The sequence below is a fragment of the Agrobacterium vacciniicorymbosi genome (assembly GCF_040427045.1).
GTDB lineage: Bacteria > Pseudomonadota > Alphaproteobacteria > Rhizobiales > Rhizobiaceae > Agrobacterium.
The window spans coordinates 120015-133687 of the sequence record NZ_JBETMF010000015.1 but is presented as its reverse complement, the minus strand read 5'-3'; the positions used below and the strand labels follow the sequence as shown (position 1 = coordinate 133687).

The 13673-nt window shown below is 55.5% G+C and carries 14 protein-coding genes; 11 read left to right on the top strand and 3 right to left on the bottom strand.

The genetic code is table 11. The annotated features are described in order from the left end of the window. The 10 genes from ABUK73_RS20875 to ABUK73_RS20830 all read left to right on the top strand — a co-directional run. The coding region (locus ABUK73_RS20875) for a CapA family protein (protein WP_353578947.1) at positions 1 to 783 on the top strand (783 nt) is incomplete at its 5' end. Positions 784 to 1051: 268 nt separating this feature from the next. Further along, on the top strand, positions 1052 to 2440 hold the full coding sequence (locus ABUK73_RS20870) for a GntP family permease (protein WP_353578946.1): 1389 nt from the start codon (positions 1052 to 1054) through the stop codon (positions 2438 to 2440). Positions 2441 to 2525: 85 nt separating this feature from the next. Beyond that, positions 2526 to 3194, top strand: coding sequence for a response regulator (locus tag ABUK73_RS20865; protein WP_353578945.1), 669 nt, complete (start codon positions 2526 to 2528; stop codon positions 3192 to 3194). Continuing rightward, positions 3191 to 4615 carry a sensor histidine kinase gene (locus ABUK73_RS20860; RefSeq protein ID WP_353578944.1) on the top strand — a complete coding sequence of 475 codons (1425 nt, stop codon included), beginning with the start codon at positions 3191 to 3193 and terminating at the stop codon, positions 4613 to 4615. Before ABUK73_RS20865 ends, ABUK73_RS20860 begins: the two co-directional genes overlap by 4 nt. An 82-nt stretch (positions 4616 to 4697) precedes the next feature. Then, on the top strand, positions 4698 to 5687 hold the full coding sequence (locus ABUK73_RS20855) for a Bug family tripartite tricarboxylate transporter substrate binding protein (protein WP_353578943.1): 990 nt from the start codon (positions 4698 to 4700) through the stop codon (positions 5685 to 5687). Positions 5688 to 5698: 11 nt separating this feature from the next. Then, positions 5699 to 6139: a tripartite tricarboxylate transporter TctB family protein gene (locus tag ABUK73_RS20850; RefSeq protein ID WP_353578942.1), complete on the top strand. Its 441-nt coding sequence runs from the start codon at positions 5699 to 5701 to the stop codon at positions 6137 to 6139. Further along, positions 6139 to 7668 (top strand): tripartite tricarboxylate transporter permease, encoded by a 1530-nt coding sequence (locus ABUK73_RS20845; RefSeq protein ID WP_353578941.1) that lies wholly within the window; start codon positions 6139 to 6141, stop codon positions 7666 to 7668. Before ABUK73_RS20850 ends, ABUK73_RS20845 begins: the two co-directional genes overlap by 1 nt. Positions 7669 to 7676: 8 nt before the next feature. Further along, positions 7677 to 8582 carry a methylisocitrate lyase gene (gene prpB / locus ABUK73_RS20840; protein WP_353578940.1) on the top strand — a complete coding sequence of 302 codons (906 nt, stop codon included), beginning with the start codon at positions 7677 to 7679 and terminating at the stop codon, positions 8580 to 8582. A 115-nt stretch (positions 8583 to 8697) separates the two neighbouring features. Next, positions 8698 to 9159: a nuclear transport factor 2 family protein gene (locus tag ABUK73_RS20835; RefSeq protein WP_353578939.1), complete on the top strand. Its 462-nt coding sequence runs from the start codon at positions 8698 to 8700 to the stop codon at positions 9157 to 9159. Between the two features lie 436 nt (positions 9160 to 9595). Continuing rightward, the gene (locus ABUK73_RS20830; RefSeq protein WP_353578938.1) at positions 9596 to 10540 is read left to right on the top strand and encodes an aromatic alcohol reductase; all 945 of its coding nucleotides are present in this window, start codon (positions 9596 to 9598) and stop codon (positions 10538 to 10540) included. A 129-nt stretch (positions 10541 to 10669) separates the two neighbouring features. Here the strand turns inward: ABUK73_RS20830 and ABUK73_RS20825 are convergent, their stop codons facing one another. Next, a complete protein-coding gene (locus ABUK73_RS20825) occupies positions 10670 to 11080 on the bottom strand; it encodes a winged helix-turn-helix transcriptional regulator (protein ID WP_353578950.1) in 411 nt (136 codons plus the stop codon). Between the two features lie 166 nt (positions 11081 to 11246). On the opposite strand from ABUK73_RS20825, the gene ABUK73_RS20820 reads away from it, so the two are divergent. Further along, positions 11247 to 12188, top strand: a complete 942-nt coding sequence (locus ABUK73_RS20820) for a lipid A biosynthesis lauroyl acyltransferase (protein WP_353578937.1) — start codon at positions 11247 to 11249, stop codon at positions 12186 to 12188. Between the two features lie 80 nt (positions 12189 to 12268). Here the strand turns inward: ABUK73_RS20820 and ABUK73_RS20815 are convergent, their stop codons facing one another. Together ABUK73_RS20815 and ABUK73_RS20810 are read right to left on the bottom strand one after the other, a co-directional pair. Next, positions 12269 to 12808: a hypothetical protein gene (locus tag ABUK73_RS20815; protein WP_454892402.1), complete on the bottom strand. Its 540-nt coding sequence runs from the start codon at positions 12806 to 12808 to the stop codon at positions 12269 to 12271. A 179-nt stretch (positions 12809 to 12987) separates the two neighbouring features. Then, the gene (locus ABUK73_RS20810) at positions 12988 to 13500 is read right to left on the bottom strand and encodes a hypothetical protein (RefSeq protein WP_353578936.1); all 513 of its coding nucleotides are present in this window, start codon (positions 13498 to 13500) and stop codon (positions 12988 to 12990) included. Between the last annotated feature and the right edge of the window lie 173 nt (positions 13501 to 13673).

Below are 13673 nucleotides of genomic sequence, written 5' to 3'. Positions count from 1 at the left end.
GCCCGCCGCACCGAACCGGACGTGGCACGACCGATCGACATGCCGAGGGACAAGCCGGACTCGATTGAACTTCAGGGCAAGACATATGTGCTGGGCGACAAACCCGGCAACTATCTCTACACCATGGACCCGAAAGATGAGCAAGCGCAGGTGCTGGCGGTTCGCGGTGCCAAGGAATATGCCGACTTCGCCATTTTCTCGATGCATATGCACGAGAATCGCTACGCCTTTCAGGCCTATTCGCAGGATCATTATCCAACCGACTACGCGATCCGTCTCGCACACGAGCTGATCGACAATGGCCTTGATGTGTTTCATGGCCAGGGCAATCACACCATGCAGGGGATCGAGATCTACAAGGGTCGGCCGATTTTCTACAATCTCGGTAACCTCTCGGTTCATCGTTTCGGCGCCGATGGCACACCGGATGGCGGCGACGGCAAGACCTATATCGAGGACGGCGAAGTTGGCGAACAGTGGCTGCAACAGGACATCAACCTGATGGCCTACATCGCCGAGGTCGACTACAAGGATGGCCGCCTGACCCAGGTTCGCATCCACCCGGCCGACCTCGGATTGGGCAAAGATCGGCCCTGGTCGCGCATGAACATTCCCATGAAGCCATCGCCGGAAAATGCTGAGCGAATCCTGCGGCTCATTCAGGAGTATTCAAAGCCTTTCGGAACCGAGATGACCATCAAAGATGGCGTTGGTTACATCGATGTGGCGGATGCGGCGACCGTTCAGGTCGGTGCAGACATCCGGGCCAGCTTCGATAAATAACGCTTTGATACTCTGCGGGACGGATTATGTGCCGTCCCGCAGGTGCAATCGAACGTGGCGACACCTAGCGCCAGGTCTCCCAGCCGCGAATGGTACCGTCTTATTTTGGACTATTGACGAACAGGTGGAACTGGGCGTTTAACGGAAATCCCATACTTTAAAGCTTCGTTCAGAAAGTCACGACTGAGAGCCATCTGCGTCTGCCCGATGAAACGCTCTCGCAATCATCGCTGAACCTGGCCGATTATCCATTTCCTCGGGAGAGATTATGAGTGCGTCTGATATTCAGCTTCTTTTGACTGCGTTTGGCGGGGTTGTTTTTCTTGTTGTTTTGATCGTCTCACGCATCAGACTGCATCCCCTGCTTGCGCTGATCATCACCTCGATTACCGTTGGCCTGTTGACCGGCATGCCGACGGACAAACTGATCAAATCAATCGAAAGCGGCGCGGGCAACACCCTGGGCGCCGTTGGACTGGTCGTGGCTCTTGGCGCCATGCTGGGAAAAATCCTGGCTGACTCTGGCGTGACGGAAAGTATCGCCGACATCATCATCCGTAAGACATCGACCCGGATGCTACCTTGGGCGATGGCCGGTGCTGCCTTCGTCATCGGCATCCCGATGTTTTTCGAGGTCGGTCTCGTCGTGCTGCTGCCGCTGATCTTCAGTGTCGCGCGCAAACTCGAGGCCACATCGGCCGTCCGTGGCTCGGCCTATGTCTATGTCGGCGTCCCGGTCATCGCCGCACTGGCAGCCATGCACGGCATGGTCCCGCCGCATCCCGGCCCGCTTACAGCAATCGCATCGCTAAACACCAACATAGGCGCGACGATGTTGTATGGTTTCATCGCAGCCATTCCGGCGATTGTACTCGGTGGCCCGATTTACGGCGCCTTCATCGCCCCAAGGCTGACGGTGAAGCCGGACGATGCGCTGATCAATCAGTATTCCCCGGCAGCTGTTGAAGGCCAAGTCGTCAAGACACCTCCCGGACTGGGTATTAGCCTCTTGACTGCCTTGCTGCCTGCGCTGTTGATGCTCGTCAATGCGATCGCCGAACTGGTCTTCGCAAAGGATTCGGCCATTGTCCGTATCGCGGGCTTTTTGGGCGACCCGGTGATCGCAATGCTGATCGGTGTCCTGTTTGCTGCGTCGTTGCTCGTATTTGCGCGCGGCGGTGTTTCCGAAGAGCTACGCAACTCGATGTCCGCCAGCGTCAAGCCCATTGCCAATGTGCTATTGATCATCGCTGGCGGCGGCGCATTCCAACACGTGCTGACAGATGCGAAAGTCGGCGACGCGATCGTCCACCTCAGCCAGCAATTTGCGCTCTCTCCGCTGATCCTCGGCTGGATTATCTCGATGCTGCTATCTGTTTCCACCGGCTCTGCCACGGTCGGCATTGTCGGGGCGTCCGGCCTGCTTGCGCCGCTTGCCGGTATCGAAGCCCTGAACGTGCCTCTGCTTGCGCTGTCGATCGGTTGTGGCTCGCTCTTCTTCAACTATGCCAACCATGCGGGGTTTTGGCTGGTGAAGGAATCGTTCGGTATGTCGATGGGCGAGGCCACAGCAACGATCTCCGTTATTCAATCGATTGTCTCGGTGGTCGGCCTGATCATGGTATTGCTGATGAACCTACTACCGCCGCTGATGTAGACGAAATCAGAAGGATGTGCTGCCTAAGATCAATCGGGCAGCGCTCTTTACGGCGTGGGGCAAGTGCTGTGGCGGAGCGATTTTTATGAAGATATTGCTGATCGAAGACGACACCGAGCTTGCCGAATGGCTGATGAAAGCGCTCGCCCGCTATAACTTCATGACGGAGTGGTCCGAGGATGGTGCCGTTGCCAACCAGCGCCTCCAGACCGAGGAATTCGACGCGGTCATTCTTGACTTGGGTCTCCCGGAAATGGACGGGCGATCATTGCTGTCCACCATGCGGGCGCGGGGAGATACAACGCCCACCCTTATTCTGACGGCCAGGGATTCGCTTGCAGAGCGCATTGAAAGCCTCCACCAGGGCGCGGACGATTTTCTTGCCAAGCCTTTTGCCATAGAAGAACTTGAGGCACGGTTGGTCGCTTTGGTTCGCAGGGCTCATGGAAAAAACGCTGGAACTTTTTCCTCCGGCCCGTTGAGCTACCACTCGTCAGAACAGCGTTTCTCACTCCATGGCGAGGCAGTCGAGCTGACGCCAAGAGAGCATTCTATGTTACGCATTCTTCTGCAACACGCGGGTGAGCCTATGTCGAAACAGAAAATCATCGACCGTATGTTTTCCTATGACGTTGATATCCAGTTGGATGCGGTCGAGGTCATCGCCCACCGTTTGCGCAAAAAACTCGGAAATGCTGTCCACATCCGCACGTTGAGGGGACTGGGATATGTGCTGGAAGTCGATGCTATATGAGTGAAAACCGTCTGCCGGACCGGCCCGGTCGTCGATTGACCGCCACACTGGCACTTTGGACATTACCAGCGTTGATCGTTGGCATGATGTCGACGCTTTGGTTCAGCGCCACGACAATCAACGAATTGGCCGATAGTGCCTATGACCGATCTCTGGCTGGCGCTATTCGCGCGATCGATTCCAATATCTCGACGGAAAGCGGCGGGGTCGGCGTCGAGCAGCCTTATCAGCTTTTCAAGTTTTTCGAGCTGACAGCCCAGGGTGCGGTATATTTCAACGTCTATACCGATGATGGTCTGGTTCAAATCGGAGACGTCTTGCTGCCGCCCGCTCCGGATATGACCAGCGGAGAATTGCGGTTTCAGGATGCGACCTACCTTGGACAGACGATCCGCCTCGGTTCGCTGAAGCGGCCACTCTCACCCAAAACTCCTGACGGGGCTCAGATCATCATTCAGGTGGCCGAGACCAAGGGATCCCGCATTGCATTTCAAAACGAACTGATCACCCGCGCGATCCTTCGTGACATTCTCGTCATCGTGGCGCTGTCGCTTCTGCTTGCGGCGGGCGTCTACGCCTCGGTAAAGCCGCTCAATCGCCTGCGCGATGCGATCGACAAGAGACAATCGGACGATCTGACTTCGATCGAGGTCGCCTCTCTGCCGCTGGAAGTCCGTCCATTGGTAGAGGCCGTCAACAGGTTGATGCAGCGCAACGTCGAGCAGGCGGATCAACAGCGACGTTTTCTCGATGACGCCTCCCACCAGCTCAGGACGCCGATGGCGATCCTGAGAACACAGATTGATGTTGCCCTTCATCAGGATAATTTGGACGACGTTCGTAAAACGTTGGCGTCATCGCGCGATGTGCTCGACCGCTCCGTGCGCACGACAAACCAGCTTCTGGCCTTGGCAAGAGCGCGGACCTCGCAAGGATACGAGGCCTACCCGCTGGACCGGCTCTCTCTTGAAGACACCATTGCCGATACTATCAGAATGTTGTGGTCGCGTATTCGCAGTCGACATATGGACTGCGTATTCGAACCTCCTGAATACACAGTGTTGGTGCGCGCAAATGAGGGCCTTCTGCAGGAAGCGCTCGTCAACATAATCGACAACGCGGTTGCTTACGCTCCATCGAAATCGGTCATATCCATTCGCCTTTTCATTGAAGGCAAACATGCCGTCATCGAAGTGGTGGATGAAGGCCCAGGTATGACGGAAGAGGAGATTTCGCATGCCGGGTCTAGATTCCGGCGCGGTTCGACAAAACGGTCCGTCGATGGCAGCGGCCTTGGTCTGGCGATTGCGTTAACGGTTTCCCGCGCCTCGGGCGGCATGATGGAAGTGCGTAACCGCTTGGACAGGAGTGGGCTTGCTGTTCGCATCCTGCTGCCGATCCTCAAGGCAACTTCGGATTGAAAGCTGTTTGAAAGCTTCGGTCGGATATACGGGAATCAGTGCAGATGGAGGTCTGCATTCGAAAGTCTTGGAGGAGATTTCTATGAAAATCAGTGTTTCCGCCGCGTCTGCGGCCGTTTTCCTATGTGCAGTTTCCGGCGCGCCTGTGACGGCACTTGCAGAGCCAGCAAAACCCGAATGCATCGCACCGGCCCAGCCGGGTGGTGGCTTCGACATAACCTGCAAGCTCGCTCAGGCATCCCTACAGAAGTCTGGCGCACTCAAGGCGCAGTTGCGCGTCTCCTATATGCCTGGCGGCATTGGCGCTGTGGCTTACAATTCCATCGTCGGTCAGCGCCGTGCAGAGCCCGGCACCATCGTTGCCTTCTCTGCCGGTTCACTTCTGAATATTGCCCAGGGCAAGTTCGGCGCATACTCTGAAAAGGATGTACGCTGGGTCGCCAATATCGGCACGGATTACGGCGCCGTTGTCGTGCCGCAGGACAGCCCCCACAAATCCCTGACCGAGTTGATGGCTACAATCAAGGCTGATCCGGCTTCGGTCATCATCGGCGCAGGTGGAACCATCGGCAGCCAGGACTGGATGAAGGCGGCAATGGCGGCACGGGCCGCTGGCGTCGACTATAAGGCCATGCGGTTCGTTGCATTCGAAGGCGGCGGCGATTGCGCAACGGCGCTGCAGGGCGGCCATGTGCACGTCTGCATGAACGATGTTGGTGACAGTCAGGCGGCTATCGATGGCGGCGCGCCGCTGAAGCTTCTTGCCATATTCTCAGAGCAACGCCTTCCCGGAAAACTGGCCGATGTGCCAACCGCTGTCGAGCAGGGCTTTGACATCAAATGGCCGATTGCGCGTGGGTTCTATGTTGGACCAGATGTCAGCGATGCGGACTACAAGTGGTGGGGCGAGGCTTTCGCAGCTACGATGAAGTCACCGGAATATGCCAAGCTGCTTCAGGAGCGCAATCTGTTTCCATTGCCGATGACGGCAGAGGAAACGACGGCATTCGTGAACAAGCAGGTCGCAGCCTATAAGACCCTTGCAGCCGACTTTGGCCTGACGACAAAGTAGGATTTGTAATCATGACACAAGATCGCTTCCTGGGCGTCGCAGCACTTGCGTTGGCCGCTGTTATGATAGCCTTCGGTTATAATTTGCAGGCGCCATTTGCCTACGAACCGGTAGGACCGAGAGCATTCCCGTTGATGGCCGCAGGTGCCATTGCGATTTGCGGATTGCTCCTCGTGCTGAAGCCCGGCCAAGCGAATACGACAGAAGGATCGGGCATAACTCGCCCGATCCTCATCCTCGCTGTTTGCCTTCTGGCATACGCTCTTCTCTTCCAACCCGTCGGTTTCGTCATATCGACGACGCTGATGATGGTTCCGATTGCGATGGTGTTTGGCGCGTTGTGGTGGCAGGGCGTAATCACAAGCGTTTTGCTTGCCGTCTCTTCCTACCTCCTCTTCGACAAAGTCCTCGATGTCGTTTTGCCTGTTGGACCACTGGGGGGAATGATCTGATGGAAACCCTGTCTTATCTGGGCCACGGCTTCGGCATTGCACTCCAGCCCACCAATCTTTTTCTGGCCGCGATTGGCGCCGTTGTCGGCACCATGGTCGGCGTATTGCCGGGACTTGGCCCGATCAACGCGGTTGCCATGTTGGTTCCTGTCGTCTTCGCTCTCGGTCTCACACCGGAATCGTCGCTGATCCTGATGGCGGCGATCTATATCGGTTCGGAATATGGCGGCCGGATCAGTGCGATCCTTTTGAACGTTCCCGGCGAAGCCTCGGCTGTCATGACCGCCATCGAAGGATATCCGCTGGCGCGGCAGGGAAAGGCGGGCATCGCTCTGTCACTTTCCGCCTGGACATCCTTTGTGGGGTCCGCGATCGCGACCGTTGGCATCGTACTGGCAGCTCCGGTGCTGGCAAGTTGGGCATTAGCGTTTGGTCCTATCGAGTACGTCTCGCTGATGGTCTTTGCCTTCGCCTGTCTCACCGGCCTTTTGACGGACCAACCGGTCAAGGCTCTGCTTGCCATCATGCTCGGCCTTGCAATTTCGACGGTGGGCATCGACGCCAATTCGGGCGTCTATCGCTACACATTTGGCTCGCCCAATCTCGTGGATGGCGTCCAGTTTGCCACTGTCGTCATTGGTCTCTTTGCCATCAGCGAATTGCTGATCATGCTGGAAAGCATGAAGGGTGGAGCCGCGCCGCGTATCGAGCAGCTTGGACGACCGCTTTTCAACCTTGCTGAAATGAAATTCACCAATGCTGCCACGATGCGTGGCTCTCTGATCGGGTTTTTCGTGGGCATCCTTCCCGGAGCGGGAGGCACTGTTGCCTCAGCACTCGCCTACACCACAGAAAAGCGCGTGGTGGAGCGGAGCGATCCTGAAGGCAGCCGTTTTGGCCAAGGTGATATGCGTGGTCTCGCATCCGTTGAAGCAGCGAACAACAGCGCGTCGAACAGCAATTTCATTCCTATGCTGACGCTCGGCATACCCAGTTCGGGAACCACGGCCATCATGCTGGGCGTGCTGACGCTTTATAACATCACGCCAGGGCCTGCGCTTTTCCGCACGCAGCCAGACCTTGTCTGGGGGTTGATTGCATCCTTGTTCATCGGCAACGTCATTCTTCTGGCCATAAACATTCCTCTCGTTGGCCTGTTTGCCAAGATGCTGTCCGTCCCAGGCTGGGTCCTCGTGCCGTTCATCGTGGTCGTTAGCGCCATCGGTGTCTATTCAGGCAAGTCGACCACGTTCGATCTGGTGCTTATGGTGGTGCTTGGTGTGGGAGCCTATTTCCTACGCCGGTTCGGGGTTCCCATGGCACCCCTCATTCTTGGGCTCGTGCTTGGAAAAATACTGGAGCAAAGCTTGAGGCGGGCGCTTTCCCTGTCGGCTGGCGATGTGGCTATCCTCTGGTCAAGCCCGATCTCCATCGTCCTGTGGGTCATGGCTGTCGCTGTCCTGCTCACACCGCTCCTCATGCCGCGGTTCAGAAAATGGCGCGAAAAGACCGTTGTCGAAACTGACTGAGGACGCTCATGCCCTACCTCGTTGAGCCAGATACACACCATCAATCTGCCGGAGAGCAGCTGCGCGACATGCTAAAAAGCCCGGGCATCGTCCAGATGCCCGGCGCACATAACGGACTCGCCGCCCTGCAAGCCAAGGCGGCCGGGTTCAAGACGCTCTATCTCTCGGGTGCGGCCATGAGCGCATCCATGGGGTTGCCGGATCTGGGAATTCTCACGCTTGATGACGTACTATTTTTTACCAGGCAAGTGGTCCGGGCCAGCGGGCTTCCCGTGCTGGTGGATGCCGATACGGGTTTTGGTGAAGCCCTGAACGTGATGCACACGGTCCGCAGCCTTGAAGAAGCGGGCGCTGCGGCAGTGCAGATCGAAGATCAGGTTCTGCCGAAAAAATGTGGCCACCTGAATGACAAAAAGCTCGCCACCGCCGATGACATGGCGGCGAAAATTGCAGCAGCAAGAAAGGCGCGGCGATCCCTCGTTGTCGTGGCGCGGACCGACGCGGTGGGGAGTGAAGGGCTTGAGAAAGCGATCGATAGGGCGCGGCTCTACGTCAAAGCTGGTGCGGACGCCATTTTTCCGGAAGCGTTGACGACAGAAGCGATGTTCCGCGAGTTTGCCGCTGCTATGGGATCAACGCCGCTTCTGGCCAACATGACCGAGTTTGGCAAATCGCCTGCCATCTCCGCAAAAGAGCTTGAGGCCCTGAACTACAAAATGGTCATATGGCCGGTTTCCTCTCTGCGGATCGCCAATCGATCGCAGGAGATTTTGTACCGCGAGCTTGCTGAACATGGCACGACCGCAGGCCTTATCGAGAACATGCAGACCCGCGCGCAACTCTACGACCTGATCGATCTCAAAGGCTATGAGGCGCTGGATGCAAGCATCATCGCGAGCCGTCTGCCGTCGTAGATCGTTGCTTTGGCTCGCGAAACAGGACGACGCGTCGGGAGCGGTTCTTCTCAGGAGTCAGGCAGCTGACATGATGATGAAGAAAAGGGAAAGCCCAAAGTAGGATCATTGACACATGGACGAATTGGACAGCCACCAGCCGGAGTGGGAAATAAACATCCTTCTTTCGCGGTTTTTTCTGGCGTTTGATGAACGCGACTGGGACGCTATGTCCTTAATGTTGGCGGACGAGATATTTGTCGATTACTCTTCCTCCGGTCGAGAGGAGCCCTCGATAATGTCAGGTTTAGATTTCGTGGCGCGGCGCAAAGGCGCCCTGGATGATCTCGCCAAACAGCATAGCTTCTCCAACCTGCTTCTCTATTCAGAGGGCGCAATTATGCACGGTCGCTGCAACTACCTCATCTTAAGGTTCTTGAACATGAAGCCGCCGGAAGGAGATGATTTTTTTCACTCATGTGGTTCATACCTATTCGACTTTCTGAGAACGGAAGCTGGATGGAAGATATCGTCAATCACTCAACGAGCGCTGCGTAGCTGGGGCAACAAGAACTTGCATGGGCAGCGGACGAAATAGGCCGAACTACGGCGCAGGCATAGAGGCTTGATCGCGTGGTCTTTCGAGCGTCCTCGGATCCATTCTTGCGTTCGAGGAAGCCGCGATGAACCGAATCGGGTTGTCCGGCCTCATGTAATCGTCTGCGACGTCGGCAAAAGCAGCGATTGCGCGCCGTCGCACATTTCCTACCAACGTCCAAAAACTCTTTGGGAGAATGGTGGCCTGCGCTGTTCATGGCGGAGTTCTGCGAGGGCCGCTTTTTGTCTAATCTCCACGCAAGAATAGCCGAAGAAGACATGATTGAGCAGATGTTGCAACGATCAAGTCGGAAGGCTGACCCAACCGGAACGGTCGTCCCTCGATTTTGCAGCAGTATCATTCGTGTACCTTCTTTTCTTCGCGGCAGCGCCTTGCCAAATGGAGGCAACAAAGAAATATCGAAGGATTGAAATCGATGAACAACGCAATTTCCAAGGTGAAGTCACGGAACATTCTCGTGCTTGGTGCCGGAGAACTCGGCATGCCGGTCCTCCGGAACCTGGCACGTCGCGCCAAGGATATCGAGGACGCCAAGATCAGCGTTTTGCTGCGCGCCAGTGCCGTGGAGTCCGATATACCCGCAAAGCAGCGCGACATCGCTGAAATCCGTGACTTGGGTATCGAGATCGTCCTGGGCGATTTGGTGAAAAGTTCGATAGAGGGGTTGGCGTCGGTCTTCTCGCAGTACGACACCGTGATCGGCTGCACGGGCTACGCGGCAGGCATCAATACGCCAATAAAGCTCGCCAGGGCGGCACTGCAGTCGGGCATTCCCCGCTATTTCCCCTGGCAGTTCGGTGTCGATTTCGAGGCGATTGGTCGAGGTGGTCCGCAGGACATCTTCGACGCTCAGCTCGATGTGCGTGAACTCCTGCGCTCTCAGAGCAAGACCGAATGGGTCATCATCTCCACCGGCATGTTCATGAGCTATCTCTTCGAACCAGAATTCGGCGTCGTTGATCTGGAGAAGAGCAAGGTCAATGCGCTCGGAAGCTTCGATACTGCCGTTACGTTGACCACCCCCGACGACATCGGCGTGCTTACGGCTGAAATCGTCTTCTACGAACCGACCATCAGGAACGAGATCGTCTTCCTGGCCGGTGACACCGTCACCTATGGCGAGCTTGCGGACAAGCTGGAGACGGGCTTGAATCGGCCCTTTAACCGGTCCGAATGGACCGTGCCCGTCCTTATGGATGAACTGGCAAAGGACCCCCAAAACATGATGCGCAAGTACCGTGCAGCGTTCGGCATTGGGCGAGGCATGGCATGGGACAAGGCGGGGACGTTCAACATGCGCGAACGCATCAAGGTAACGGAAGTGTTGGATTGGATCGACGCGAACCTGATCACAAGGTAAACGCCGTTCCTTGGGGCGGAAGTCGACGTGAGGTGATGATAAGACACGGGGAGCGCGGTATGCCGCACTCTCCCATTCCATCCTGTCGAGGTCGTGATGACATCAAAAGAGCGGCGTGTTTCTCGACCGTTAGAACGTTTGCCAGGAAGGCTTCTCCGGCGGCCGGGAATCAAATTCCTCGCGTGACTTTCGGAATTGTTCGGAATTCTCCACAACCCATGTCCACAAGGGGATCATACGAATGAGGAGACCCATACCCATTTCTGTCAGTTCGTATTCCACCCGAGGCGGCATCTCGACGAGATCGTGGCGCGTGACGAGGCCATCTCTTTCGAGTTGGCGGAGGGTGCGAGTTAGCATCCGCTGCGTTACGCCGTGCATCCGTCTACCGACATCCGCGTGCCGAAGTCTGCCATAAACGCCGAGGGTGTGTATAACGCCAAGCGACCACCTATTTCCTGCGTGAGCAAGAACTTCGCGTCTCACCCCGTCTGCATCCTCGCGAAGGCCATCACAGACCGCTTGAGAGTAGCTTAGCATTTCTTCTCTGGTCATCAGTCTCGCCTCCGGCATTTCCACCATCTCGCTGTAACAGCCTTCTGGGGGCATTTCACCTGCCTCTCCGGGTTGCACAGCACTGGTGAATTAGGGGGGGTGCGGCTGACGGCTTGATAGGCGAGAGCGAGATAGGAAAAAGAAGCCGTGAATGAATAGTACTATTAAGAGAATATTGAGGCAGTTCGCCTCTCGGATAGACAAATGCCGCCAATGGCTCAATGCCGCTATAGCTTTGAGTTTCCTGAGCGTCCTGAACCTTTTTCCTGCCGATCCAGCGATCAGATTTTCAGATCGGCTTGCGCGGATGGTTGGACCGATGACCCCACGACATAAGCTCGTGCTTTATAATCTGGCTCTTGCGTATCCAAAGAAATCAGACGTTGAGCGACGGGAAATTGCGATAGCAAGTTGGGGACACATGGGTCGACTAGCCGCCGAATATGTCTTCCTAGACCAATTGTTCGATTATGATCCTGCGAGGGATGAAACCGGGCGGATCGAAGTTACGGGGATTGAGGAGTTTCAGGAACTTAACGATCATAAGCGGCCGTTTATCGTATTCACTGCGCACACAGGCAATTTCGAGTTGCTGGCCGTAGTCAGGGCCAAGTTTGGCCTGAATGTAACTACTTTGTTTCGTCCTCCCAACAATCCATACATCGCCGAGAAAATCTCCAAATTTCGAAAGCAGAGGATGGGGAACCTTGTTCCTTCGCACGCGGGTTTCTCGTTCGCACTTGCTCGTCAACTGGAGCGTGGAGGCGGCGTCGGTATTCTAGTCGATCAGAAGTTCCGTAAAGGCCTGCTGAGCAAGTTCTTCGGTGAAGACGTGAGAACCAACCCTCTGTTAGCAAAATTGGTACGGCAGTTCGAATGCGATGTCTTTCCCGCTCGCTGCATTCGCCTACCCGACAACCGGTTCCGGCTGGAGCTTGAGCGGAAAATTGTGATCCCGCGCGATGAGAGGGGTTATGTAGATGTCCGGAGGACAGCCCAGCTTTTGAACGGAAAGGTAGAAAGCTGGATTAGGGAGTATCCAGACCAGTGGCTCTGGTACCATGACCGTTGGGACCAAAGACGAGACATCTAGCCCTGTATCGTTGACGTTACGATATCCGAACCTAGAGGCACCCTTGAGAACGACCTCAAGTATGCGTGTATTTGTTTCCATCAATAGCTGATATCAGCTATTGATGCATCCATGCCAGAAAAGTCGCGTTGTCGTTTTCGGAACGACCTGTCGCTCTGGGTCAATGTGCTAAGCTCACACCATAAGTTGGTGGGCGGTGTCAGCATTGTAAGGGTATCTTTCTCCTGATTGAAAGAAGTATGGTTTCCCGTTTCGTAACTGCGACCTGGACCGCAGGAATTCGCTTGCATCGAGAATATAAAACCATTTGATGGACCCGAGGTCCGTAAGAATACTGTCCACCACCAGTTCGAGGCTTTCATGTAACGAAAGCCAGCGACAAGAAGGTACAGGTCCAGCACACTCATACCCGTTCGGAAAACGCCATTAACTCGGCCTTTTGTCAGCACCCTCTCCAGTCTGGGGATTACGGTAGAATTCGAATCACGGATGATAGGCCACTTCGAGATGTGCGCGGCGTAACGGATGTTTTCAACGGAAACGAGCCTAATGAAATCCCGGTTTTCGTCATGATCATGAACCAGAACTCGACAAGCCGTTTGCGCGCATCCTTCGGCGATGGCCCGTCGAGATCCAGCGCGCGCTCGGCGTGCCGTTTGGCATTCTTTCTCTCCGGCGGAAAGCTCAAATCAAGTGGAAAAAGCGAAGCCATAATCTCAAATTAAATGCAGGGCTATCTTGTTGAAACTGTGAGGACTGGAATGTTACGATTAAATGCAAAACGACAGCGCGGGAGTGATCACATGCGCGACGCCGAAAGCTGCGCAATATTAACGGTCGCATCGTAACCGACGCCGTTGGACATAATGGTGATGCTGTCTTTGTTCTTGAACATGTAAACAGAATAGAAATTCGTTGTGTTTCCGGCGATTTTCAGTCCCCAGGCACTTTCGCCTAACGCAGGAATTTCCACGAGCTCCCCGGGCTTGTTCTCGGCCTTTATGACTTCGATACCCTGATCGAAATAAGCACGCTCCGCCCCAGCGGGGATACCAAGGCTTTCGCCCTTGAAATACATGACCTTTACATAGGCACCTGATATGCTGCCTTTCCAAGAACAAAAGCCGTTGTTAGTCTCCCGTATACGTGCAGGAGCACCAACGAATTGCTCCATATCGGCCGCAGGCACCTTCAGGCAAGCCGGCTCGTTGGGATTGACCGACGACACCTCTGGTGTTTTTGATCCGTCCGCCGCTATGGCCGCCGTGGCTATGCTAAAACCCAATAATGCTAGTCCGGCATATCTGCGCATAGCTTATCTTTCGGTTCAACTTGAACTCGAATGGTGAATTTTTACTCGCGATGGGTAATTTTTAGGCAATTCTATCCAGTTATTTATAATTCATAAACGGATTGCCCCTAGATTTAACGGGTGCGCCCATGATTGTCCAATCCGCGGCGAGTTGAGGATGGGGATCCTCAGCG

What these genes read in the sequence shown, in the direction of transcription:
- ABUK73_RS20870 (WP_353578946.1), top strand. Translation starts at nt 1,052, where the DNA reads ATGAGTGCGTCTGATATTCAGCTTCTTTTGACTGCGTTTGGCGGGGTT.
- ABUK73_RS20865 (WP_353578945.1), top strand. Translation starts at nt 2,526, where the DNA reads ATGAAGATATTGCTGATCGAAGACGACACCGAGCTTGCCGAATGGCTG.
- ABUK73_RS20860 (WP_353578944.1), top strand. Translation starts at nt 3,191, where the DNA reads ATGAGTGAAAACCGTCTGCCGGACCGGCCCGGTCGTCGATTGACCGCC.
- ABUK73_RS20855 (WP_353578943.1), top strand. Translation starts at nt 4,698, where the DNA reads ATGAAAATCAGTGTTTCCGCCGCGTCTGCGGCCGTTTTCCTATGTGCA.
- ABUK73_RS20850 (WP_353578942.1), top strand. Translation starts at nt 5,699, where the DNA reads ATGACACAAGATCGCTTCCTGGGCGTCGCAGCACTTGCGTTGGCCGCT.
- ABUK73_RS20845 (WP_353578941.1), top strand. Translation starts at nt 6,139, where the DNA reads ATGGAAACCCTGTCTTATCTGGGCCACGGCTTCGGCATTGCACTCCAG.
- prpB (WP_353578940.1), top strand. Translation starts at nt 7,677, where the DNA reads ATGCCCTACCTCGTTGAGCCAGATACACACCATCAATCTGCCGGAGAG.
- ABUK73_RS20835 (WP_353578939.1), top strand. Translation starts at nt 8,698, where the DNA reads ATGGACGAATTGGACAGCCACCAGCCGGAGTGGGAAATAAACATCCTT.
- ABUK73_RS20830 (WP_353578938.1), top strand. Translation starts at nt 9,596, where the DNA reads ATGAACAACGCAATTTCCAAGGTGAAGTCACGGAACATTCTCGTGCTT.
- ABUK73_RS20825 (WP_353578950.1), bottom strand. Translation starts at nt 11,080, where the DNA reads ATGCTAAGCTACTCTCAAGCGGTCTGTGATGGCCTTCGCGAGGATGCA.
- ABUK73_RS20820 (WP_353578937.1), top strand. Translation starts at nt 11,247, where the DNA reads ATGAATAGTACTATTAAGAGAATATTGAGGCAGTTCGCCTCTCGGATA.
- ABUK73_RS20810 (WP_353578936.1), bottom strand. Translation starts at nt 13,500, where the DNA reads ATGCGCAGATATGCCGGACTAGCATTATTGGGTTTTAGCATAGCCACG.